20 protein-coding genes and 1 pseudogene are annotated in these 24,350 nt (G+C 41.0%); 10 read left to right on the top strand and 11 right to left on the bottom strand.

Annotated elements, in window-relative coordinates; translation table 11 throughout:
• Nucleotides 1–48: 48 nt before the first annotated feature.
• Together V7K45_RS12350 and V7K45_RS12355 are read left to right on the top strand one after the other, a co-directional pair.
• Nucleotides 49–1,521: an alpha/beta hydrolase gene (locus V7K45_RS12350; protein ID WP_335003734.1), complete on the top strand. Its 1,473-nt coding sequence runs from the start codon at nucleotides 49–51 to the stop codon at nucleotides 1,519–1,521.
• Nucleotides 1,522–1,766: 245 nt separating this feature from the next.
• On the top strand, nucleotides 1,767–2,558 hold the full coding sequence (locus tag V7K45_RS12355) for an SDR family NAD(P)-dependent oxidoreductase (protein WP_335003736.1): 792 nt from the start codon (nucleotides 1,767–1,769) through the stop codon (nucleotides 2,556–2,558).
• Nucleotides 2,559–2,670: 112 nt separating this feature from the next.
• Here V7K45_RS12355 and radC read toward each other — a convergent pair whose 3' ends face one another.
• Nucleotides 2,671–3,402 (bottom strand): RadC family protein, encoded by a 732-nt coding sequence (gene radC, locus V7K45_RS12360; protein WP_335003739.1) that lies wholly within the window; start codon nucleotides 3,400–3,402, stop codon nucleotides 2,671–2,673.
• 348 nt (nucleotides 3,403–3,750) lie between these two features.
• Here radC and V7K45_RS12365 point away from each other — a divergent pair, with 348 nt between their 5' ends.
• Entirely contained in the window at nucleotides 3,751–4,164 is a 414-nt protein-coding gene (locus tag V7K45_RS12365; protein WP_335003741.1) for a hypothetical protein, read from the top strand.
• Between the two features lie 313 nt (nucleotides 4,165–4,477).
• On the opposite strand, the gene V7K45_RS12370 is transcribed toward V7K45_RS12365, so the two are convergent.
• The 4 genes from V7K45_RS12370 to V7K45_RS12385 form a co-directional block, all read right to left on the bottom strand.
• Nucleotides 4,478–4,894 (bottom strand): helix-turn-helix domain-containing protein, encoded by a 417-nt coding sequence (locus tag V7K45_RS12370; RefSeq protein WP_335003743.1) that lies wholly within the window; start codon nucleotides 4,892–4,894, stop codon nucleotides 4,478–4,480.
• The gene (locus V7K45_RS12375; protein ID WP_335003745.1) at nucleotides 4,875–5,177 is read right to left on the bottom strand and encodes a type II toxin-antitoxin system HigB family toxin; all 303 of its coding nucleotides are present in this window, start codon (nucleotides 5,175–5,177) and stop codon (nucleotides 4,875–4,877) included. Before V7K45_RS12375 ends, V7K45_RS12370 begins: the two co-directional genes overlap by 20 nt.
• A gap of 456 nt (nucleotides 5,178–5,633) precedes the next feature.
• On the bottom strand, nucleotides 5,634–6,572 hold the full coding sequence (locus V7K45_RS12380; RefSeq protein WP_335003747.1) for a phosphoribulokinase: 939 nt from the start codon (nucleotides 6,570–6,572) through the stop codon (nucleotides 5,634–5,636).
• A 215-nt stretch (nucleotides 6,573–6,787) separates the two neighbouring features.
• The gene (locus V7K45_RS12385; protein ID WP_335003749.1) at nucleotides 6,788–7,222 is read right to left on the bottom strand and encodes a CoA-binding protein; all 435 of its coding nucleotides are present in this window, start codon (nucleotides 7,220–7,222) and stop codon (nucleotides 6,788–6,790) included.
• Nucleotides 7,223–7,392: 170 nt separating this feature from the next.
• Between V7K45_RS12385 and V7K45_RS12390 the strand changes: the two genes are divergently transcribed.
• Entirely contained in the window at nucleotides 7,393–8,055 is a 663-nt protein-coding gene (locus V7K45_RS12390; protein ID WP_335003751.1) for a class I SAM-dependent methyltransferase, read from the top strand.
• 19 nt (nucleotides 8,056–8,074) lie between these two features.
• Here the strand turns inward: V7K45_RS12390 and aroA are convergent, their stop codons facing one another.
• A complete protein-coding gene (gene aroA / locus V7K45_RS12395) occupies nucleotides 8,075–9,355 on the bottom strand; it encodes a 3-phosphoshikimate 1-carboxyvinyltransferase (protein WP_335003753.1) in 1,281 nt (426 codons plus the stop codon).
• Nucleotides 9,356–9,549: 194 nt separating this feature from the next.
• On the opposite strand from aroA, the gene obgE reads away from it, so the two are divergent.
• The 3 genes and pseudogenes from obgE to V7K45_RS32985 all read left to right on the top strand — a co-directional run.
• Nucleotides 9,550–10,578: a GTPase ObgE gene (gene obgE, locus V7K45_RS12400; RefSeq protein WP_335003754.1), complete on the top strand. Its 1,029-nt coding sequence runs from the start codon at nucleotides 9,550–9,552 to the stop codon at nucleotides 10,576–10,578.
• Nucleotides 10,579–11,299: 721 nt separating this feature from the next.
• Nucleotides 11,300–11,542, top strand: coding sequence for a hypothetical protein (locus V7K45_RS12405; protein WP_335003756.1), 243 nt, complete (start codon nucleotides 11,300–11,302; stop codon nucleotides 11,540–11,542).
• A 504-nt stretch (nucleotides 11,543–12,046) separates the two neighbouring features.
• Nucleotides 12,047–12,149, top strand: a pseudogene (locus V7K45_RS32985) (IS701 family transposase); the annotation flags it as partial.
• A gap of 39 nt (nucleotides 12,150–12,188) precedes the next feature.
• Here the strand turns inward: V7K45_RS32985 and V7K45_RS12410 are convergent.
• The gene (locus V7K45_RS12410) at nucleotides 12,189–12,737 is read right to left on the bottom strand and encodes a (2Fe-2S)-binding protein (protein WP_335003758.1); all 549 of its coding nucleotides are present in this window, start codon (nucleotides 12,735–12,737) and stop codon (nucleotides 12,189–12,191) included.
• A gap of 438 nt (nucleotides 12,738–13,175) precedes the next feature.
• Here V7K45_RS12410 and V7K45_RS12415 point away from each other — a divergent pair, with 438 nt between their 5' ends.
• Nucleotides 13,176–14,369: an FAD-dependent oxidoreductase gene (locus V7K45_RS12415; protein ID WP_335003760.1), complete on the top strand. Its 1,194-nt coding sequence runs from the start codon at nucleotides 13,176–13,178 to the stop codon at nucleotides 14,367–14,369.
• A 423-nt stretch (nucleotides 14,370–14,792) separates the two neighbouring features.
• Here V7K45_RS12415 and V7K45_RS12420 read toward each other — a convergent pair whose 3' ends face one another.
• From V7K45_RS12420 to leuC, 4 genes are all read right to left on the bottom strand, one after another.
• Nucleotides 14,793–15,302 carry a DUF6174 domain-containing protein gene (locus V7K45_RS12420; protein ID WP_335003762.1) on the bottom strand — a complete coding sequence of 170 codons (510 nt, stop codon included), beginning with the start codon at nucleotides 15,300–15,302 and terminating at the stop codon, nucleotides 14,793–14,795.
• Between the two features lie 625 nt (nucleotides 15,303–15,927).
• Nucleotides 15,928–17,472: a calcium-binding protein gene (locus V7K45_RS12425; protein ID WP_335003764.1), complete on the bottom strand. Its 1,545-nt coding sequence runs from the start codon at nucleotides 17,470–17,472 to the stop codon at nucleotides 15,928–15,930.
• Between the two features lie 1,167 nt (nucleotides 17,473–18,639).
• Entirely contained in the window at nucleotides 18,640–19,248 is a 609-nt protein-coding gene (leuD, locus tag V7K45_RS12430) for a 3-isopropylmalate dehydratase small subunit (protein ID WP_335003766.1), read from the bottom strand.
• Between the two features lie 60 nt (nucleotides 19,249–19,308).
• Nucleotides 19,309–20,712: a 3-isopropylmalate dehydratase large subunit gene (gene leuC / locus V7K45_RS12435; RefSeq protein WP_335003767.1), complete on the bottom strand. Its 1,404-nt coding sequence runs from the start codon at nucleotides 20,710–20,712 to the stop codon at nucleotides 19,309–19,311.
• A gap of 297 nt (nucleotides 20,713–21,009) precedes the next feature.
• On the opposite strand from leuC, the gene V7K45_RS12440 reads away from it, so the two are divergent.
• Nucleotides 21,010–22,362 (top strand): ATP-binding protein, encoded by a 1,353-nt coding sequence (locus tag V7K45_RS12440; protein WP_335003769.1) that lies wholly within the window; start codon nucleotides 21,010–21,012, stop codon nucleotides 22,360–22,362.
• A 75-nt stretch (nucleotides 22,363–22,437) separates the two neighbouring features.
• On the top strand, nucleotides 22,438–24,350 hold a 1,913-nt coding region (locus V7K45_RS12445), incomplete at its 3' end, for an nSTAND1 domain-containing NTPase (RefSeq protein ID WP_442941988.1).

Genomic DNA, 24,350 nt, shown 5'->3' on the forward strand with positions numbered 1-24,350 from the left:
TTAAATCTGGGAACGAGAAAAAATATTGATTAAATAGCAAGGATATATATGCCGTATTTACCAATCGTCTTCGTTCGTGGATATGCAGGTACAGAAAAAGACGTTGAGCAAACAGTCAACGATCCCTTTTATGGATTCAATAGTGGTTCAACCCATATTCGAGTAGATGAGAAGGAAAATCCCCAGAAGTTTTTTTTCGAGAGTCCATTGCTGCGGCTAATGACCGATCATGGTTATCAACCGATTGTTGACAATCAGAATGTGAGCAATCAGATTAAAAGATTGTCCGGTCAACTTCATCAAACTATTTGGATCTATCGATTTTATGATATATCTACACCTAGCTTTGGCTCCTCAAGTGTAGTTCGACAAGAGATGGAGGAGATAGCTAAGGGTTTAAGAGACTTGATCCAGAATGTCAAAAAAACGACGGGTGCTGACAAAATTTATCTTGTTGCCCACTCGATGGGAGGTCTTGTTTGTCGCAGTTTGATTGAAAAGATTTATCCAGAACAAGGCGAACAAGCTGCCGATCACATTGACAAATTCTTTACTTACGCTACACCTCATGGCGGTATTTATTTTGAGGTCGGGGGTGGCTTAATTGAAAACCTTAGAGACAGGTTCCAATTGAATAATTCTGATGACTTTGGCCCCCAGCGGATGTATCAGTATTTAACACCTGGTATAAAGCCAACAACTGAGTTACCCGATAACTTTCAGCTACAACAATTACAAAGCATAGATACTGCATTTTCGCCAAACCGCGTTTTTTCTCTAATCGGCACGAATGCACATGATTATGAAGAAGCTTTTGGTCTTTCACGCAATCTTGTTGGTGTGAAAAGTGATGGTCTAGTTCAGATTGATAAAGCTTATATCCTTGGATCTCATCGTGCTTATGTTCATCGCTCTCATGGTGGACGTTATGGCATATTGAACTCCGAAGAAGGTTATCAAAACCTGCAACGATTTTTGTTCGGTGATATTCAAGTGAAACTGTCCCTGAGCAATGTTGAGTTACAAGACCTGGACAAGAACTTTTATCAACTAGAAACTAGGGTAGCTTTGCGTGGTCTTCCTATTCCTATATATGAGCAAGCGATCGCTCATTATTGCCCAATTACACAAGAGTTAACTCGAACAGATAAACCTATTCCGCTATTTACAGCTTTCTTAATCCCCAGAAACTCAGTCAATGATGATAATACCTGTAGATATGCCCTGCGTTTAGCACTGCATTCCTTTACAAAACAAGAGACGAATTGGTTACGTGACCATCATCTCGACCAAGTACCTTTGTGGTCTGACTATCTAATTACTGATGTTGCCGAATCAAATAGCACTTATGAGGCTAAATACAGTTGGAATTCTGAAGAAAAAGAGCCAGTAACAAAGTTAAATCCGACTTCAGAATCTAGTCCAGGTATATATGTTGCGTATGTTTCCTTACCTGAACGCGGACAAAAAGTCTTAGGAACAAATGCAGCAGTTCGCTTGGAAATTTCCCAATGGAAATAAATAAGTGCTTGTTGTGTAGTCAGTGATTAGTTGTGTTTACTTAGCACTTTTTAATTATTCTGGAGAGAGAATAATCAAGCTTCAAGAATGTTAGGTTAATAATGACTAATAACTAATGATTTATAAAAGACATGTGTGAAAAAGAATGGAGAGATATAACCTACATATCTATAGTGTTTCTAGATTAACACATAGTTATTTTCACCAAATGTCTATTTATTTCAAGCTGTTAATAGAGGAAAATTATGCAGACTAATCGCAAACAAACGGCTCTTATCACTGGTGCATCTGGCGGCATCGGTTATGAATTTGTGAAATTATTTGCTCAGGATGGTTACAATCTGGTGTTGGTAGCTAGAAGTCTGGAAAAACTGAATAAAATTGCCGATGAATTTAAAAAGAAATTTGGCATTGATGTCAAAGTTATTTCCAAGGATTTATCTAACCCATTAGCCCCAGAAGAAATTTTCACTGAGCTAGAACAAGCATCAATCAATGTTGATGTGTTGGTGAACAATGCCGGGTTTGCTACCTACGGATTATTTAACGAAATTGACCTGAATGCTGAAATGCAATTGCTACAGGTTAATGTTTTATGTCTGACACATTTAACCAAGTTATTTCTCAAAGGTATGGTTAAACGGGGATCTGGAAAGATATTAAATCTGGCTTCCACGGCTGCTTTTCAACCGGGGCCGCTGATGGCAGTATACTACGCTAGTAAAGCTTATGTCTTATCGTTTTCAGAAGCGATCGCTAATGAGTTAGAAGGTACAGGCGTTTCTGTAACAGCACTTTGTCCAGGGCCTACAGAATCTGGTTTTCAACAAAGAGCCGCAATGGAAGACTCAAAGTTGGTAAGCGGTCAAAAAATTATGACTGCGGAAACAGTAGCCGAAATCGGCTATCGTGGTCTATTTGAAAACAAAACTGTTGTCGTTCCTGGAATTAAAAATAAGCTACTCGCTGAATCTGTAAGATTTACTCCCAGAAAGCTGGTAACAAAACTAGTCAGAAATATGCAGGAAAGTAAGTAGTAGTGGGCGTAAATAATTAAGGCAGGAGGAAGAGGACTTGGGGACAAGGAGAAAGACTTGTTGCAAGTTATTACCTCTTGTCCCCTCTGCCCCCCTGCTCCCCTCTCCCCTGCTAATCCCCCTGTGGATGCTCATCCCACAAGGTTGTTAGTTCCCGTAAACTTTGATGATTGCCATTGCCCAAAATCAGATGATCTAGTACTGGAATGCTCAAAAGCTGCGCCCCTAACAATAACTGACGCGTCAATTCTATATCTTCCTGGCTGGGTTCAAGGTTCCCAGAAGGATGATTGTGGGCAACTATTACCCGCGTTGCGCCTTGACGAATAACTTCTCGAAAAATATCACGGGGAGAGGCTAGGGTTTCGGTTGCAGTACCAATGGTAATTACTTGCGTACCCAGCAAACGATTCTTGACATCTAATAGCACCACAGCAAAACGTTCTTGTACCTGCCACATCAAATCTTGACTGAGGGTAGCAGCAGCAGCAAGTGGGCTATCAATTAATGTGCCATCATTGGGTCGAGATTGAAAAGCGCGTTTACCCAATTCTATTGCTGCTAAGATACTTGTCGCCTTCGCTGGGCCAACACCAGAAATTTGCATCAACTCAGCAGGGCTGACTTCTCGCAGAACTACCAAAGGATCGCGTTGGTGTTTAGCTAATTCGCTCAAGATATATTGTCCCAAACCCACAGCAGATAGTTTTCCCGGCCCTTGACCAGTGCCTAGAAGAATTGCGATTAACTCCGCTGTGGCTAAAATTTTTGCACCATGCGTCATTAAGCGTTCACGCGGACGCTCATTTGTAGGTAGGTCGGCAATTCTGAGGCAATAGGTCATATTAAACTAAGAAAATAGCACCACACATAGAACTATCCTTAGTTATCCCTCGTTTGCTCTCAAAATCATCTTTATTTGAGAAAATCTTTAATTTTAGGAAATTTTCTCTATTCCTATATATCTTGCTCTGATTAGAATCATGAACCCTATTCTCCTTAGCCACTGGCTGCCAATCTGCGATCAAGCTCGGATTGACTACATTCCAGCAACCTTTGGTCCAAAATTTATCGTCTAAAGCTAGGTTTTAGAAAATTTTTTAATCTGTCCTTGATTAGTTATCTTTTTTACCGTTGACGTAAGCAATTATTCAGAAGATACTAAATTTAGTGTACAAATTTTAACAAAAATATGTCTGAAATGTTAAGGAAACAACTGGACAATCTGTCAAAAGAAGATTTAGATACAATCTTATCTCCTTTAAATTCATTGATAAATAAACTAAAACATGAAATAACAATATTCACAGAATTAAATTGTAAAGATGAAAATGGAGAAAATTCACTAGCTAAAAACAAAGAATATTATCAAGATTACATGCAATTTACGCTAGTTGAACTTGTAAACAGACTAGTAATTAAAGATGAAAATGTTATTGATTATACAATAGAAAAGCTCTTATATATACATCAAAATATTTTAATAATCAAAGCTTGGGATAAAGCAACTGATATAGAAAATTTTTGTGGAAGACTGACTTCATCATTAGAAAATTTAAAAGATAAGAAGATGTTAGAAAATTTTTATATAAGCAGAGCAGCGTAAATAATTAAAGATTTTTAGTAAGGACTTTAGCCCCCATTTGAAGACTAAAGTCCTCACTAAAAAGTAATCTGAATATTGTTTTATTAATCAATTTAGTTCAATTTATTTTGACCTACTTAGGCTACTATTAACATATTATTTTTATAAATATAAATACATCAAAACTGTGATATTATCTTTCTACTGACAAGATAAAGTTTTGATAGTAATTTTTCCCCAGTAAATTAATAAAACTTGTTACCAGTTTTAAAAGTTGCGATGGCGTACCCGCCCGCCGTAGGCGATCGCACTTCCACAATCAACCAATAACAAGTTACTCAAGGCTATTTGGGAAGAAAGCAGCAGGTGAAATATGAAAAAACTTCGCCAGTTCTTCAATGTGTCTAGTTGTTAATTTACGCTGCTTTTTCAATATGGCCGATATAATAGATTCTGTTTTGAAAATGGGTACTAAATCTTTTTGAAGTAGCCCATTTTCTTCTATCAAAACTTTAAGTAAATCTATTCCATAAATATCAGGCACAGGCTCTTGCGTTTGTTCAAACTCGTAAACTAGAGTGCCTAAAATATTAAGATAATCTTTTTCATCCAATGTTAACGGAGCGCTATCTATCAAATAATTAATAACTTTTTGGGTAGCAAATAACTCATCCTCAGTCTTGATAGGACGAGGAGGAAATGCTTGCAGCAGTTCAATGTAGGTAGGACGTTTATTTAAACCAAGGGTCATTTTTCCATTTATCTGTATCGTACTCTGTATGAGTTAATACGTTGCGAATAAAGACTTTTTGACTTTGATAGTCAATATAGGTAATAAGGCGATACTTGTTTCCTTGAATATTAAAAACTGTAAGTTCACCTACTGAATCGGCAGAGTTAAAAGCTTGGCGAACTTCAAGTATATTTTGCCACTTGGCTAATTTTGCAACTTTATTCCAACCACGTAAACTAGATTCAGCATCGGGATACTTTTGATAAAAAAGTTTTAGTGCTGTATTGGAAATAATATGCATAATAAATGAATTTTTTCAAAATAAAGCTCATAAGAATGTCCTTCTCAGCGTCGTAGTTATTCAAACTTAGCAAATTGCTAAGTTGATGTCAAGAGTTTAATGATTAGGTTTTTCGCTTTACCCCTAACGACAATAGACTTTCAGTGAAAATATGCTTGTTACCAAGTTTAATAAGTGCAATATTGAGTTGCTGCAAGCCCCCGTCAAGTCACAATCATGAGCATCTAAGTTTAGGATCATAATTATATTACTTTGTCAAGATAGTTTTGAGGGTTTGTAGTAAGCACTAAAGTGCTTAGAAAATAAGGACTAAAGTCCTTACTACGAACTTACTTACCCATCAATTTAAACTTGACAGACTAATAGTGTGTAGTTTACCGCCGTAGGCATCGCATAATTTAACAGTCCAATACTGCACGCGATCGCAAACGATTCAAACCTCTTCATTGTCGCTAATTACTGATAAGTTTGCGTTGCTTTCAGCATGTGGTAGGTAATAATCAACTGAGTCAGAGCCAGAGGATAACTTTGCAGTGTTTCTCCAGTTGTACCAGCAATTTTACCCAGTTCTGGATTACTTTCGCGATCGCAAATACTTCGTAAATGGGGCATATCAGAACAAATAATATGCTCTAGCTTATTTACCTGGTCTAAGGTTGCATGACCATCAACTTCTAAGACATCTACAGGCTTACTCATATCTCTGTCTAACCCTAGACGGATCGCTGAGTCAGAATTACCATAGCCAGAGTTGACAATCTGGGTAAAATCTGGATGGGGAATTGTCGGACGTAATACCAGACGGACATTCAGATGTCCATTGGTTTCATCATCTTCCTCGGTGGGTGGATAAAAACTAATGACTATATCAGACCATTGCCGCTGCGGACGGATAAACTCTGCTGAATCTGGTTCGCGCTTTTCTAATTCCGCTAATACCTGTTCAGCTGTGTAGCCGCGCTTTTGGGTGTCTCGTTTAACTTTCCATTTAGAACGTAGTGTTTCTGGGGGTGCAAGGTAAACTTTAACATCGTAGGAATCACGAGCAGCACGGGTAGAATAACCGAGTAATCCTTCAATAATGACGAATTTATTCGGCTTGATATATTGTGGTGGCTCGAATGTGCCGGTTTTATGGCTGTAAACTGGCTTCAGAATTGGTTGTCCCGTGCGTAGCAACGATAGATGTTGCTGCATAATATCTAAGTGATTGCAATCGGGGTGAAGGGCAGTGATGCCAATTTCTGCACGTTGTTGGCGATCGTAACGGTGATAATCATCTGTACAAATGAGCGTGACATTTTCTGGGCCGAGTACCTGAGCGATTCCTCGCGTTAATGTTGTTTTACCAGCCGCGCTGTCGCCGACAATACCAAGAATTATTGGACGGCTCATCATAACCTCCCACAATAAAAACAACTTTAGTAATAAAATTACCTACAATAGTTTTTATTCTAGAAGGGTTTAAGCTAGTAACTCAAACAAAGACCTGGTATGCAATATCTCTACACATACATAAAATGTTTGTGCGATGCCTACGGCGGTAAACTACGCTTTTTGCATAATAATAACAATTTACATGATTGTTAGAATATCTGTACGCAGAAAAACTAAATATCCCCTGTTAACCCTACTTTTAGACGCAGATATTCAATTTTGATACAAGCATCCATAACCACATTCAGTCCTGCATCTATAGCTTTTTGTGCTGATGGTTGATGCCAAATACCCAGTTGTGTCCATACAGTTTTCGCATTGATAGAAATTGCTTCATCTACAATTTCTGGCAAGTATTCAGAACGGCGAAACACGTTAACAATATCCACGGGTTCGGGTAATTCCTGGAGTGCAGCATAACTGGGTTGACCGTCAATTTCTTTAATTAGTGGGTTGACGGCATAAACTGTATAGCCTGTTTGTCGCAAAAATTGGGCGATTTGATAACTGGTGCGATCGCGTTTATCAGAGTGACCTACAACAGCTATGATTTTGGCTTGGGTCAACACCTCGCGCAGAGCGTTATCATTTTCTTTAAGGTTTGGCATGATTTAAAATATCCTGAGCGTAGGCGCAGCCCGCACTTCGACAAGCTCAGTGACCATCGTAGACATCGCTTTGTTTATCATACTGAGTTGTATTTAAATATAATTTTGACTTTTAAAAAATCATTCACGAGTATCAAAGACTCGTCCCCTATTCTCCATGCCCAATGCCTATGACAACTAAAACATTAGGACTCGAACAAAACCTCTATAACTATTTACTGTCAATCTCTCTCCGAGAACCAGAAATTTTAACCCAACTGAGACAAGAAACAGCCCAGTATCCAATCGGGAGAATGCAAATTGCTCCCGAACAGGGGCAGTTTTTGGCGTTACTGGTGCAATTGCTGGGAGCTAAGAAAACTTTAGAAATTGGGGTATTTACAGGTTATAGTTCCCTGGTGGTGGCATTGGCGTTACCGACGGACGGTAAAGTGGTAGCCTGTGATATTAGTGAAGAATTTACAACGATCGCTCGGCGTTATTGGCAGCAAGCAGGAGTGGCAGATAAAATTCAACTGCACATTGCCCCAGCTTTGCAGACTTTGGATTGGCTTCTGGCAACAAAAGAAGCAGAAACTTTTGATTTTGCTTTCATCGATGCAGATAAGAGCAACTATGATGCCTATTATGAGCGATCGCTGCAATTAGTGCGTTCGGGGGGATTGATTGCGATCGATAATGTTCTTTGGTCAGGCAGGGTTGCCGACCCCGAAGTGCAAGATAATAGAACTAAAAGAATTCGTGCCTTTAATCAAAAACTGCATCAAGACCAGCGAGTTAGTCTTAGTGTAGTAGCGATCGCAGATGGCTTAACTCTGGCACTGAAAAAGTAAGTTGAGCGAAAATAGCTTTTTATTGTTCGAGCATTTGGAAAAATCGGGTAAAGTAATCTGGAAAAGTCTTCGCTGTGCAACCAGGATCTTTAATTACAATCCCTGGAACCTTCAAGCCAGTGACAGCAAAAGCCATCGCCATTCGATGATCGTGATAAGTTTCAATCGCCGCTGGGGTAATGGGGCCAGGTTGAATTTTCAGTCTATCTGCAAATTCTTCAACTTCAACTCCTAGCCGCCGCAACTCTGTCACCACAGCTTTAATTCGGTCAGTTTCCTTATAGCGAATATGTTCCACGTTCCGAATGGTAATTGGTGAACTGGCAAAGGGTGCGATCGCTCCTAATGTTTGCACTAGATCCGATATATCATTCATATCAATATCGATGCCTTGCAATTGCTTCGGCCCCGTCACTTCGGTGTAATCATCCCCATCCTTAATTTGGCAACCCATCTGTTCTAAAACATTCAGCCAGAGAATATCACCCTGACAGGATTGTTTGGTCAAATGTTTTACCCGCACCCGTCCACCCGTGACGGCGGCGGCGGCAAAAAAGTAAGAAGCATTTGACGCATCGGGTTCTACTGTGTAATGTCGAGCTTGGTAACGTTGACCTGCTTTAATCTGAAATTGATTATCGCCGATTTGAATCACCTCCACGCCAAAATCTGCCATTAAACGACAGGTCATTTTGACGTAAGACTGAGAAACCAACGTACCTTCAACCTCAACAATTGTGTCTTGTTGAGCATAAGGCGCAATCATCAGCAATGCCGAAAGTTGCTGACTTGTTTGGTTCGCTTTCACCCGAAAATTTCCGCCAGCGAATTGCCGACTATAGACGGTGTACGGCATAAACCCGGAGTTTCCCTCAAAGTTAATGGTTGCTCCACCCGTTTGCAGCACCGTCAACAAGTCGCCCATCGGTCGTTCTCGCATCCGGGGAACACCATCTAGGCGATATTCGCCGTTTCCCAGTGCTACCAGCGCCGAAATAAACCGTGCTGCTGTACCTGCCAAACCCACAAATAAATCTGCTTGTTTAGCTGGAATCTCGCCTCCCCTTCCCGCCACTTGAATTTGTGCCAACTGAGGATTCAAAGTAATGGGAATGCCCAATTGCTCTACGCATTTAGCAAAATACTCGCTGTCTTCACTAAATAAAGCATTTTCTAAAATAGAGTCACCTTGTGCTAAAGCAGCGACAAGCAACGCTCGATTGGTAAGACTTTTAGAACCAGGAATTTCTACCGTGGCATCCACTGGCCGATTCAGAGCAGGAATTGCAATGGTATCCACTTTAAACCTCTACGTAGGCGGTTAGCTACAACTTTATAATATTCCCATATCTTGAGCAAAAGGAGCAGGGGAGTAGGGAGTGTGAGTTACAAGTAAAGTAGTGAGGAATAAGATTTTAAAACTTATAATTTATAACTCGCCTATAACTCAGCACGGGCTAAACCCTAGCTATCCGCTAACAGGACTCTGGAAAGATGCAATTTATCGATCAAGCAAAAATTGAAGTTGAAGCTGGTAAAGGCGGCGATGGTATTGTCGCTTTCCGGCGAGAGAAATACGTGCCGACTGGCGGCCCCTCTGGTGGTAATGGGGGACGAGGTGGTTCGGTATTTTTCGTTGCCGAAGAAAACCTACAAACTTTGTTGGACTTCAGATACAACCATCGCTTTCAGGCAGAAAAGGGTACTCGTGGGGGGCCAAATAACTGCACTGGGGCAGCAGGAAAGGATTTAATTATCGAAGTTCCCTGCGGTACAACCATTTATGATGCTGAAACTGGCGAACTGCTAGGAGATTTAATTGAACCTAAGCAGACTTTGCTGATTGCCCAAGGTGGGAAAGGCGGACTGGGAAATCAGCATTTCTTGAGCAACCGTAACCGCGCCCCAGAATATGCCCTCCCAGGATTACCAGGGGAAATAAAGCAGCTGCGCCTAGAGTTAAAACTTTTGGCAGAAGTGGGGATTATTGGCTTACCAAATGCTGGTAAATCCACTTTAATATCATCTTTATCAGCTGCACGTCCAAAAATCGCAGACTACCCCTTCACTACCCTGATTCCAAATTTGGGTGTAGTCCGGAAACCTACTGGCGATGGTACTGTTTTCGCCGATATTCCCGGACTAATTGAGGGAGCGGCTCATGGTGCTGGACTGGGACATGATTTTTTGCGCCACATCGAGCGCACGCGGGTGCTACTTCACTTAATTGATGCTACTAGTGATGATGTGGTTAGAGACTACTACACAATTCAGGAAGAATTACAAGCTTATGGACGGGGTTTAGCAGAACGTCCGCAAATTTTGGCGCTGAATAAAATTGATGCAGTCGATCGCGAAACCGTCGATTTAGAGGCGTTAGCTACCCAACTTAATCATCTCTCCTACGCCCCGGTTTTTGTGATTTCTGCGGTTACTCGCATCGGATTAGAGCCGATGTTACAGGAAATTTGGGGAATTATCGACCAAATGAAGGTTCCCGAAGAGGTGGAGGTATTTAGCTAATTCGCAATGACGCTCTTGCGTCGCTAACGTAATTCGTAATTACTACTTTATCAATTACGAATTATGCTGACTTATCCTAGATCGGGGAAATCTTAATCGCAAACTCAGCGCCTTGTCCTAGCTGCGAAAGATATTCTAAAGAACCGCATGTTTTTCTGTAATGATTTGGTAGCTCATGGCAAGACCCATCCTCGTACTTTGGCCGATGGGGTTGGTGGTAAACAAGCAGGGTAGTTTCATATGAAAAAATAAAAATACATAAGTCTTGATTTTTCGTTTTGTGTCCAGGTTTTTTTCCTCACTTCCATTCCTCTCCCCCACGGGGGTAGAGCCTTTGAAACCCGGTTTTAATTTATTCTCTGCTTGTATGAAACCACCCTGCTATCCCCAAAGGGGGCCCCAAGTCCCCCTGCTCCCCTGCCGTCTTAATGATAAGTCTTTAACCGAACACGATATGACTTACCAATTAATTCTTCTCGGCTATGACCGACAAAATTACAGTAGCGATCGTTAAGTAATACCCAACGATGTTAACGGTTTTTGACAAAAATTGGGTCATAGACGCCAATTTTTAAGGGTAAATTTAAGTATTAAAAAATAATTAAGTTTTGTGTTCTCATCTATCCAAGAGTAGAAGTTAACAAGTTTAAAAACGTATATTTTGAAAAATTGTAAACTCATTTAGATACTTCAGATTTGAAGTTTCAACAATTTTTTACTGATGCAACAAAAATTTCCACTAACGGTCGAGGAGAAACAAAAATTATTTCATACACAATTAGTCAAGTTCGGTGTGGAATATGAAAAAGCAAGAAAAGCATCTGAGATTTTAGCGCTACAGAAGCCTGATGAAGTTTTGACACAAGAAGAGATACAGCTTACTAAAGAAGTTTGTAAAGAATGGTTAGCACAGCATAAACGTTTCAAAGACTTGATGTCTTTGTTAGAGGCAGACCCTAGCTGATTGAGAGACAAAGCGTGAGAGATTTTCGGTAAAAAGTCTATTTAGTTCATGGGGGAAAGCTTGCCTTCAGACTTGGATAAGCAGCTTGAAGTTCAAAGAGCCTCCATAGTTCAATACGCTTGGGTTAAGAAATTTATCCGTTGAGGCAGGCAGGGGGAGCAGAGGATGCAGGGGAAGCAGGGGGGAGAAAAAAGCTTATCCCAAGCGTATTGCTCCATAGTTGGAAGATCCTATAAGCTAAAGTAGGCATCTTGCAGGTTTATTAGGTCTATCTCGGTGCAATACCTGATAGAGTCAAAATTCCTTTTTTGTCACACTTTTTGTAATTTAGTTAGGACTTACGCTCTGGCATAGTACGATCGCTCTTTGCAGTATTTTTGTACTATAAAGAAGTGGCCTACTCAAAGGGGATTGCTGAAATTAGTAACAGTAATCGACTGCGTTAAGTATTCTTCAAATCATCAGAAAATCAGTTGAGGATACATAATATAAATTATGTATTTCATGAAATTTACTAAACTTAACTATTGCCAGTACTTGTTAAGTAGTCAGATTAATTACACTCTTCACTTTTTTGGCAGAGCATTTAGAACTGATTAGTCACAACTGTGGCGATGCCACTTCTTCTGAGGTGACTTTAGCATAACTAAATGGCTGCATCTTGCTTTTCCTCTAGCACATCCTGAATCGCCGCAATAATATTTGGATATGCTCCACAACGGCAAAGGTTTCCACTCATCTTTTCTCTAATTTCTGCTTCAGATTTTGGCGATTCTTCCAATATCATCCCTACTGCTGAGACAATTTGACCTGATGTACAGTAACCACATTGAAAAGCATCATGGGTAATAAAGGCTGTTTGCATAGGATGGAGTTTCCCATCTTGTGCTAATCCCTCAATTGTGGTAATTTCAGCATCGGTGTGCATTACTGCTAGAGTTATACAAGAGTTAATTCGCCGATTATTAACTAATACAGTACATGCACCACATTCACCGCGATCGCAAGCTTTTTTAGTGCCCATCAAACCCAGCTTTTCTCGAAGTGCATCTAGTAATGTAACACGAGGTTCTAGCTTCAGCGAGTAAGATATATTATTGATATTCAGTGATAATTCTACTTCTTCTGAACCGAATATTTTCACTTCTTGGGTAAATGAGTCTGAAGTTATTGAAGCTAAGGAATTTCCTTCCATGTCTCACGTAGATAAAAATTACATCATTTACTATAGTAGCGAAAAAAAGCCTGCTGTTGTTCTAGCTTGACTTCCTGATATTTAGACTCCAAAAAGTAACCATAATATCGCATGGCATAAGGCATAAAAGCTAATCTCTTAAGCAAGGACTTGTAGGAAATTTACAATAAGCGGCAATGAACTGACTAAAAGTATTTGCATTTTTCGGATTGGTAAAAAATGCTGAAGTGTGCAATTATTACTTCCAGTAACCGCAAAAGTGATGATAATCCATTAGAACACAAATTCAGGGTTGATTCTTAAGGAAGATTGACTAAAAAATAAAACTACTTAAAAGTAAAAGTAATGACTGTGGATATAGCTCAAAAGTAAAGTTACTTTCAGATATGGAAGAAGCGTATAGATTCGTAAGAATATTCTGAATTCGAACTTAATAATATGAAAACAAATTTAACTCAGAAATTATCCCAACCCCTAGTAGAGAAAGTTGCTATTGTCGGTGCTGGCCCAGGCGGTTTGGCTGCTGCGATCGCACTGAGAAGCCAAGGGATAGAGGTTCAAGTATACGAAAAAGCCCAAGAATTTCGTCCGGCGGGAACTGGACTCGGACTAGCTCCCAATGGCTTGTATTCTCTAGATGCGATCGCGCCGGGAATTGTCGAAACCCTCAAAAGTTCAGGATGCGAAGTTCACCACACGGTTTTAAAGAGTATTCAGGGAGAGACAATCCGAACTAACGCAACTAAATATTTAGAGCAATACGGACAACCGTTGTTAACTGTTTGGTGGTATCGTCTACAGCAAGTCTTAGCATCAAGATTGCCGTCTGACATCATTCACCTCAATCATCGCTGCATCGGCTTTGAGCAAGATGCAAACGGTGTGAAAATTCATTTTGATGGCAAAAAATCGGTAGATGCAGATTTGCTAATTGGGGCTGATGGGGTCAACTCTGTCATCAGAGAAACTTTATTTGGCGAGGGTAAGCCTAATTATATCGGTAGTATGTGTTGGCGTGCCGTCATTAAGTATCGCCACGAGCTATTTAATGACTATGAACTAGTTTTTGCCAAAGGCAATCAACAGTTTATGTACCTTCTGAATGTAGGCGGCGGCTATACCAGTTGGATTAGTCGGAAGTTCTCGCCTGAATACTCCCTTTCGCACAGCGCTGATGAAGTGAAGTCTCGTATTCTCCACGAATTAGCCGACTGGGATGAATCCTTCCGGGTGGTGGTAGAAGCGACACCAGCCGAGGAAATTTGGGAAGGGCCGATTTGCGATCGCCCACCGTTAACTCAATGGAGTCAAGGCAGAGTTACTCTCTTAGGCGATGCCGCTCATCCAATGGCACCTGCAATGGGACAAGGAGCCAATACCACTTTTGAAGATGCATACCAACTACGAGAGTGTTTTTCTGATTCAGCTAATCTGCAAGAAGCTCTGACTAGCTACGAACAATGTCGCATCGAACGGACAAAACTCATTCAAGCTCGTAGTGCCTTGGGTGAAATGCGGTACTACGATATTAACACCGTGGCATCTAACGGGCAGACGCAAGAGCGGCAAATGAGTATGAATGATGATTTTCACAAATGGGTGTACGACTTTAAGCCATCTGTAAAAAGTTAAATTCTATTGTGGTATTAGTAAAGTTACTGCGATCGCAACTAGCGTATAAACTTACAGCAAGCGCTAATCTTATCGAGTAATTTGAGGCTATCAGAAGTAACTGTTTTTAGTCAAGCCCTCAAACACAACAAATTCGTTGAATAATTGAGAATTAGTCGCACAAAATCAACATAACTTAATCAAAGTGTTAATTTTTGTGAAAAGCTAATAGCTATCCAATACAGTTCAGAATAAGCAACAAAATCCAGATGTAGAGACGCGATTTATCGCGTCTTGAAAGACTAATTATCTACACGAATGACCTTTAACCCAAGCGTATTGGATCGCTATTAGCTTTTTGGGGTAACTTGAAGTATTAAATCTCGCTTTGGAGTTGCTAATTTACCGTTTTTTTTTGACCGAGACGGAGCGCAAGTAATCAGTTTAGCGTTTATTTTTCAGTTCCTGAAAATTTTCAATTGTCAAAAAGATTTCTTCATCAGCTATTTGACTATTGTAATCGATATTAATTTTAGTTGGATAGCCAAGTTTAGCATTGTATTCTACATCCAGGTTGAATGCTTTACGATTGATAGCATCTTGAATCACATTAAAGAGTTCGGGAATGGTGTCATATTTTTGAAAGAATTGCGGATTAACTGGTTTACCAGTTGCTACAGAAGTGATTGAAATTGTTTGACCATTACGTACTTGAATAACTACTGGCCCTCTAGCATCTGGTATGCAGAAGCAACTATTGCTAACCGTAATGCGATAGTTATAAATATTTGCCCGCTCCCACAAACGCTTATTAAATCTCAACCGTCTTGAATTCAAGCTATTATTTGTTTGCGTTTGATATTGTGCTTTCTCTGCGCTAGTTTCGGATATAGCTGGTAGGTTCATACCTAGAGAAAGCAATAGGGTTGCACTGATGATGATAGGTAAACGCATATTAATCGATTTATTAATTGTACAAAATCTAACTATTATTATGCTACAGCAAATTTCAACTTATTTCCCAGGTTCTGTTTAAATAAACTTTATCTTTGAATTATTTTTTTATGTAGATAAATAAAGGTGTATTTTTCAGAATGTCCATCCATAATCTAACTTTCAATACATAAATTAGGAACTTTGCCGGGATATTTTCGATCGCTCAAAATTGCCTCCTTTTCCAAAGCGATGCCTACGGTGATAACAGGCTTCTTGTACTGAGCGCATTCGAAGTGCTGGCTACGCCTACGCAGTAATTCTTAAGTTTTTCGTATCTATCTGGATTTAACTAATGAAAGAAACAAGGGCAACAAGAGACTTTCAAGCCTTTATCGCATCTTGAAAGACCAATTATCTACACTAATAACTCTTAACCCAAGCGTATTGAGATATAAAGAGTTTCTGGCTTTTGCCTTCGCAGCCTCATGCTTCATGCAAAAAAAGAACTGCTGTATAATTCTCCTCATACTTCAAGTATGAGGAGGATTCAATTATCCCTAATTAACAATCATCAATGTTGCTAATTATGATTTAGCTGTGAGCTTGCAGACATGCCTTAACTTCTATGGATTTTGAAAGATGTTTACGCAACAATCTCAAAGTTTGTCGCTGATAATAATGGTGGGGCTGTGAATTGATTGTTATCGTTATCAATGTTGGCAAACAAACTACCTGTCCCATAGCCTGGTGATGTCAAGTTTTGGTTGAAGAACAAGTTGCCAGTTCCAAGACTGTAAGTAATGAGTCCAGAGCTAGTTGCAGCTGCTGCATCATTAGCTACTATCTTAATTTGGGACAGATTATTTAGTCCGGCAAAAGTTGTCTTATCGAGGACAATTTTATCGCTAAAGTTGCTGAAGTCAGTAATTGTATCTACACCGAGATCGGCACTATTGTACCCAGCACCTGAGTTGAATACAAAGCGATCGCTACCAGCACCACCAGTCAGAATGTCATTACCTTTACCACCTCGTAAAATATCATTACCAGCATCTCCATAGAGTAAGTCATTGCCAGCACCACCATAGAGAATGTCATTACCCTCACCACCGAAGGCTCTTAACGGTGTCGTTGTACCACTACCATCAAGGAAGTCATTTCCAGCCCCGCCTGTAAACCAGACTGCATTTACAGAAGTCCCTGACAGGTTGTTGACATCAAGGATGTCATCACCTCCACCACCATTGATTTCAAACCTCTCTGCACTGTCTACAGTCAGAGTGAAGGGAACCAGGTTCAGGCGATCGAAGATTGCTCTGCCTTGAGCATCTTGTTCTAGGCGGAAGTTGTCTCCTACACCCGCGCCGTTGACCTCAACCACGTCATAGCCAGCATTACCGCTGATTCTATCGCTACCATCACCATTGTTCCAGATGAGCCTGTCATTGCCGTTTCCACCAGTAAAGGTGTCGTTGCCACGATTTCCGAGTATAGTATCGTTGCCGTCCCCACCAGATAGAAAGTCGATACCATCCCCACCTCGTAACAGGTCATTACCTGTATCACCAGAGAGGAAGTCATTGCCAGTACCACCTGTCAGGCTGTCATTACCCTCACCACCCAAGGCTCTTAACGGTGTCGCTGTACCACTACCATCGAGCAAGTCATTTCCAACCCCGCCTGTGAACCAGACTGCATTTACAGAAGTTCCTGAGAGGTTGTTGACATCGAGGGTGTCATCACCACCCCCACCATTGATTTCAAACCTCTCTGCACTGTCTACAGTCAGAGTGAAGGGAACCAGATTCAGGCGATCGAAGATTGCTCTGCCTTGAGCATCTTGTTCTAGGCGGAAGTTGTCTCCCACACCCGCGCCGTTGACCTCAACCACGTCAAAGCCAGTATTACCGCTCATTCTATCGCTACCGTCACCATTGTTCCAGATCAGGCGATCGTTGCCGTTTCCGCCGATGAAGGTGTCGTTACCACGATCTCCGATTAGGGTATCATTCCCGTTCCCACCGGATAGAAAGTCGATACCATCCCCACCTCGTAACAGGTCATTACCAGCATTTCCAAAAAGGGTGTCATTTCCATCCAAACCATTGAAGTTATCAGAAGCAGCATTACTAATACCTACATCTGCTCCATTAGTCGGGCCTGGGCCTGGAATCCAAGTTACTGCCATGATTAATACTCCTAATTCTTAATTTATTTAAGTGAAGAATGAGTTACTAATACTTCGTTTATAAGAAAAGTATGGGAGTACTAGTTTCTCTCTATGAACTAGAAAACTTATAGTTTTTAGCTCCTAAGTATTACTCAGAGATATTTTCTTTTTTTATGCAGAATATTGGTTTTTGTAAAACTTCTTCACTATGAATTTTGGAGACATACCTGACTGTATGCTGACTTTTCACGTCATTTGAAAAAGAAAGATTAACTCGTGAATGCCTTTTGCAAACTAGTTTTCAACTGATTGAACGATTTTCGCTAAAGTTCAAGCAATGTAAGTAACGTTGAACAAATGACAAGATTAAATACTAACCCGTATTCGTATTGTGACTTTGCTGACAACTGCTTAATTCGGTGGCTAGCATTAATAAGTGGGTGTTGATATGTAAAAAATGGTAAGTTTTTATTCCAATATTTATAGGTATTAGTGATTTCAAAGCACCTAACAAAAATCAATTCATTTAGTGGTTAACCTAGATTTTTGTTGAAGTTTGAGCATTTGTTTTTACATTTACTCTCAAACAATTATTTATCCAATGAGTAAAATGTAATACTTTAATCTGATTCAATATTTTGGTTCTAGAGTTACGTAAATTCGACGGCTTATATCGTGTCCGCTGAATTGCCCATAATAAAAGAACCTCACTCTGGTTTTGCTAGGCAAAGCCTGTCCCCCTCCTTGAGGACAGGGTGAGGCTTAGAAGGACTTTTGGGTAATCAGATTACTTGTGTCTACACCGTAAGCCTACTAAGGGAAAGTCCACGCAATACGATTTGGTTAAAGACCGACCGATTATTGTAGAGACGGCGATTCATCGCGTCTCTTGCCTTAACCGAACAGTATTTAGAATCTACACAGGAATCACAAGTAAATGGCACTAAGAAAAGATACAGCCCTTGCTCTGATTGGTTCCCAGCCTCTAGGCAGGGAACCCATTCTGGGAGGCTCCGCCTCCAATAGCTTGACAAGAGGCAGAGCCTCTTTTAAATACATTCCCAGCCTCCAGGCTGGGAACAAGACGACACAAGCCTTTGGGCTTTTCTTAGTGCCATTCGAATCACAAGTAATTTACCGAAGATGATATCATTCCCTGCCTGTCAGTCAGGGAATAAGAAAATACTAACTCGCGGCAAAATTACCCCAAGCGACGTAGGGTAATTTTGTAGCTGTTGCTCGAACTTGGTCAGCGTTAGCTACTAACTGACCGCAAGCATCCCAAGTTCCAGAAATAAATGTGCTTCTTGTACCTTCACCGATCGCAACTGGGGCAGTGTAATCATCAATTTGCACTTGCAAGGTTTCTAAATTCACTGTCACGGCGGCTTGAGGATTGGCAGTGACTAAATCTTGCAGTTGTTTAATAGTAACAGCATCGGCTGTCACACAAGGTATGCCCATTGCCACACAGTTACCAAAAAAGATTTCGGCGAAGCTTTCACCGATTAAAGCTTGGATTCCCCATTTTGCGATCGCTTGAGGTGCGTGTTCTCGTGATGAACCACAACCAAAATTTCTATTGACTATTAAAATATTCGCCCCTTGGTATTGGGGTTGGTCAAAAGGATGTTCGCCTTTAAGTGCTGTCCGGTCATCGATAAACGCGCCTTCACCTAACCCATCAAAGGTAACGGCTTTCAAATATCGCGCGGGAATGATGCGATCGGTATCTATATCATTGCCCACTAAGGGTATACCGCGCCCTGAAACTGTTTTAACTTCACTCACCATAAACTTTATTTACCTATCATTTCAATGACAGCCTGTGAATTTCTACAAATGACCAAAAAATTACAGCAACTCGCGCACATCAGAGACTTCGCCTTTAATCGCAGCAGTGGCGACCATTGCCGGACTCATTAACAATGTCCGACCGGAAGAGGAACCTTGTCTGCCTTTAAAGTTGCGGTTGGAGGAAGAAGCGCTGATTTGTCTTCCTTGTAGCTTATCGGGGTTCATGGCTAGGCACATAGAACATCCTGGTTCCCGCCACTCAAATCCGGCTTCCTGAAAGATTTTATCCAACCCTTCAGCTTCTGCCTCTTCCTTCACCCTTTCCGAACCGGGGACAACAAAGGCTTTGATTCCTTCTGCAACGTGGCGACCTTGGGCGATTTTTGCCGCTTCTCGCAAATCAGTAATTCTGCCGTTGGTGCAACTACCAATAAAGCAGACATCTATTTTAGTGCCCTTGATCGGTTGACCAGGATATAAATCCATGTAGCGGTAAGCTTCTTCGGCAATAAATCGGTCTTCTTCCAGCAGTTCTTCTGGTTGGGGTACTGACTGGTTGACGCCGATACCTTGACCGGGAGTAATCCCCCAGGTGACGGTAGGAGAAATTTCCGCAGCGTCGAATATCACCACATCATCATATTGGGCATCAGCATCACTCTTGATAGATTCCCACCAAGCCACTGCTTTATCCCAATCTGCATCTTTGGGAGCAAAATCTCTGCCTTTGAGATAATCGTAGGTGACACGATCGGGATTGACATAGCCGCATCTAGCACCGCCTTCGATCGCCATATTGCAGACAGTCATCCTCTCTTCCATATTCATTTGCTCAAATGTCGTACCTGCAAACTCGTAAGCATAGCCCACACCACCTTTCACGCCAAGGGTGCGGATGATATGCAAGATGACATCTTTGGCGTAAACACCAGGGTTGAGAGTGCCGTTAACTGCGATTTTGCGGACTTTCAATTTTGAAAGGGCAAGAGTTTGGGAAGCGAGAACATCCCGGACTTGACTAGTACCAATACCAAATGCGATCGCACCAAATGCCCCATGACTGGAAGTGTGACTATCTCCACAAGCGATCGTCATTCCTGGCTGAGTGAGTCCGAGTTCGGGAGCGATGACGTGAACTATACCCTGACTACCAGAACCGATGTTGTAAAAAGTTATGTTATTTTCTTGACAATTATTTTCCAGCGCCTGAATCATTTCCTCTGCCAAGCTATCGGCAAAGGGACGCGCCTGGTTTTCTGTGGGCACAATATGATCGACTGTGGCAACGGTACGCTCTGGAAACAGTACTTTTAAACCTCTTTCGCGTAACATAGCAAAAGCCTGGGGACTGGTGACTTCATGAATTAGGTGAAGCCCGATAAATAGTTGCGTCAGCCCTGAGGGAAGTGTACCAACGGTGTGTAAGTCCCAAACTTTATCAAACAGGGTACCTTTGCTCATACGTCAATCAATATTTAAAGAGTCCGGTCTTAAATAGTATCAAAAAAAGTCTCGGTTTTTGCAGATAACTTAAATATTTTTAAACGCAAAGGGGCACAGAGGTAAGCGTAAAGGCACGCAGAGAATTTGCTACGAGTTGATTAAATTTCGTATTTGGAGATTAATAAACGATTCGATCGCCTTTAAGGCAGTAAATGCGAAAATTCTCCGAAATATTGAGAGGCAACGATGTAAATAACTTTATCCTTTTCTACAAGGATATGTTAAGACAATACCAGATTATTGCACTACCAGGTTATGTCCTTAGATTTACGGGAATTTTATCAGGCTAGCGATCCCAGCAGAACTCTGTTTGTCAACAATAGCTCTGATGGCAAGTATTATATAGATTTTTCCTCAGTCCGGGGTGGTGATATTCTTGGCAAGCTGAAGCAGAAAATTACTTTCTTTAAGCCGAATGAACCCACCTGCACTTTATTTACTGGGCATATTGGTTGTGGAAAATCGACAGAATTATTACGATTACAGGCAGAACTGGAAAAGTTAGGTTTTCATGTGGTCTATTTTGAGTCCAGTGATGACTTGGAAATGACCGATGTTGATATTGCTGATGTGTTGCTAGCGATCGCTCGGCGGGTCAGTCAAAGTCTGGATAAAATTACCCTAGAGGAACCTAACAAGTTTAATGAATTGCTGCAAGGTGCTTGGAAGGTCTTAAACTCCGAGGTGACGGCGGGAAAAGTTAAGCTTCCGGTGCTTGGTGATGTCGGTTTATCCGCAGATAAAGATAAGTTTTCTCTGTCTGTGGGCATTGGAGAAATCACCGCGAAGATGAAAAATGACCCAATGCTGCGCGAAAAACTCAATCAGTATTTAGCACCGCAAAAAACTAAGCTGCTGGAAGCAATTAATCAAGAATTATTGGAACCTGCGATCGCTAAACTCAAACAGCAGGGTAAAAATGGTCTGGTGGTAATTGTCGATAATCTTGACCGCATAGATAATCGTGCCAAACCTTGGGGTCGTCCGCAGCAAGAATATTTATTTGTCGATCAGGGTGAGTTTTTGACGAAGCTGAATTGTCATCTCATCTACACCATGCCTTTGTCGTTGAAGTTTTCCAACGATTACGGAATGCTGACTCAGCGTTTCCCAGAAGACCCCAAGGTGTTACCAATGGTTCCTATACAATGGCCTGATGGCAGCGTTCATACACAGGGAATGTTACTCATGCAGCAGATGGTACTTGCTAGAGCTTTTCCTGACATGACACCAGAGGAGCGTTTAAGTAAAGTTACCGAGATTTTTGATAGTGCTGCTAGCCTAGAGCGTTTATGTCAAATGAGCGGTGGTCATGTGCGGGATGTGTTGAGGCTGCTGAATACCTGGATTATGGAAGAGATGAGTCTTCCTCTAACCCGTGAAACTTTAGAGCAAGTAATTCGTTCTCGGCGGAATGAAATCATGTTGCCGATTTCTGAGGATGAGTGGCAATTGTTACGCCATGTCAAGGAAAGGAAAAAGGTGAGTGATGACAACGGATATCAAAAACTGATCCGCAGTCGGTTTGTGTTTGAATATCGCGATGGTGGCGAGTCTTGGTTTGATGTTAATCCGGTTTTGGCAGAAGCGAGGGAATTGAGTTTGTAGTAAGCACTTTAGTGCTTATTATTCCATATCTTTGAAAGCACTAAAGTGCTTACTACGAACTAAACACATAAGCTTATGAGTTCACAGCAACCACCAAAAGATGACCATGTAAACAGCGATCGCTCTCTGAAACAATTAGCTTGGGCGATCGAATCCTCTGTGGGACAGTTTAAGCTGATATTGGCCCGGTGTAATTATGCTAGCTTGCGCGATCGCTTAATCTCCAGATTGCGAGAAATTTGTCAAGTCGAAATTCGTGTCTTGACGGTGCAGCAATCGAACAAGACTCTTTATACTGCCATTCAGGAAGAATTCGGCGCAGAAATGCCAGCCTGTGTAATGGTTGTGGGTTTGGAATCTGTGCAGAATTTGCCTGTGATGTTAACTTCTGCAAATCAGGTGCGGGAGGAGTTTCGCAAGAATTTTGCTTTTCCCTTAGTGTTGTGGATTGACGATGAAATCTACAAGCATCTAATACAGCTTGCACCAGATTTGGAAAGTTGGGCAACTACGAGAAATTTTGATATATCAACCCAACAATTAGTAGATTTTATTATCGAAACCGCTAATCAATGGTTTAGTAATAACTTAAAATTTAGCTTCGATGTATATCTAAAGCTGGAAAATGAGTTAGAAGTAGCGCAAAGAGATTTAATTAAGAAGCCAGATATTTATAATTTAGATATTCAAGCTAACTTAGAATCTTTATTAGGTTTTGTTAAGCAGATAAATCATCAAAAAGATTCGGCGTTAGAGCATTATCACAAAGCTTATAAGCTCTGGCAGCAAAGTCATAATTTAGAAAGACAGGCAAAAGTCATCGGTGAGATTAGCTTTTGCTATTATCTCAAAGCTTTGAAGGCTCAAGATATCAATTGTCAAGATTGGCAGACAACTTGGCATTATCTTCAAGAGTATATACATTTTATTAACCAGATCCAAAGTCCAGATTTAATTGCTAACGCAGTAGTGAAATTCGGTGATATCTTGCGAGACTTGAAAAAGTGGGAAATATTGCAGAGTCTTTCCGAACAAGCTTTAGTAATCCATCAAAATAACAAACAGCCGAGGGAATTAGCCAAAGATTACGGTTTTTTAGCTGAGGTGGCTTTGGCTCAAAAAAACTGGGTGAAAGCAAATCAGTTAGTTAAGCAAGCACTAGAAGTTTTTGCCGCGATTCCAAATCAGGAATCAGCTAATATATCAGGGATTTTATCTGATATTCCCGAAAGGGTTTTAAAATCAAAAGACTTGAGCTTATATCAATTTATTTTAGGTCGTTCTCAATACCATTTAGGTCAAATTAAAGAGGCAACTCTCAGCTTAGAAACTGCTAGGGATGTGGGTAATCCCTTAGAAGATGTCAGGCTTTACTTGGATATTCTCAGGTTTTTGCAGCAGCTTTATTTTGAGCAGAAAGAATATCTCAAAGCATACAAAATTAAACAGCAGCGGCGTTCCATTGAACAGCAATTTGGCTTACGGGCTTTTATTGGTGCGGGTAAGTTAGAAGCTACAAAACAGGCATTTGTCGAGACATTGCGCTCAAACTCTCCCCAAGGAAATATTGCCCCAGAAATTGCTGCATCTGGTCGTCTCTTGGATGTAGAACGTTTAATCGAACGCATGGGTCGCCCTGATTATAAACTGATAGTAATTCATGGGCAATCGGGTGTAGGCAAAAGTTCCCTGGTGAATGCGGGACTGGTGCCGGCTTTAAAGAATAAAGCGATCGGTACTCAAGATTATTTGCCGGTGGTAATGCGCGTTTACACCAATTGGGTGGAAGAATTAGGCAGGCTTTTGGAAAAAAGTGAGGAGTCGGAAGTTTGTAGAGACGCGATTCATCGCGTCTTTCCTGAGCGGCGAGAGTCAGAACTCGGAACTTCAACCTCAGAACTCGGAACTTCAACCTCAGAACTCGGAACTTCAACCTCAGAACTCGGAACTTCAACCTCAGAACTCGGAACTTCAACCTCAGAACTCGG

The sequence above is a fragment of the Nostoc sp. genome, from assembly GCF_036917375.1.
GTDB lineage: Bacteria > Cyanobacteriota > Cyanobacteriia > Cyanobacteriales > Nostocaceae > Nostoc.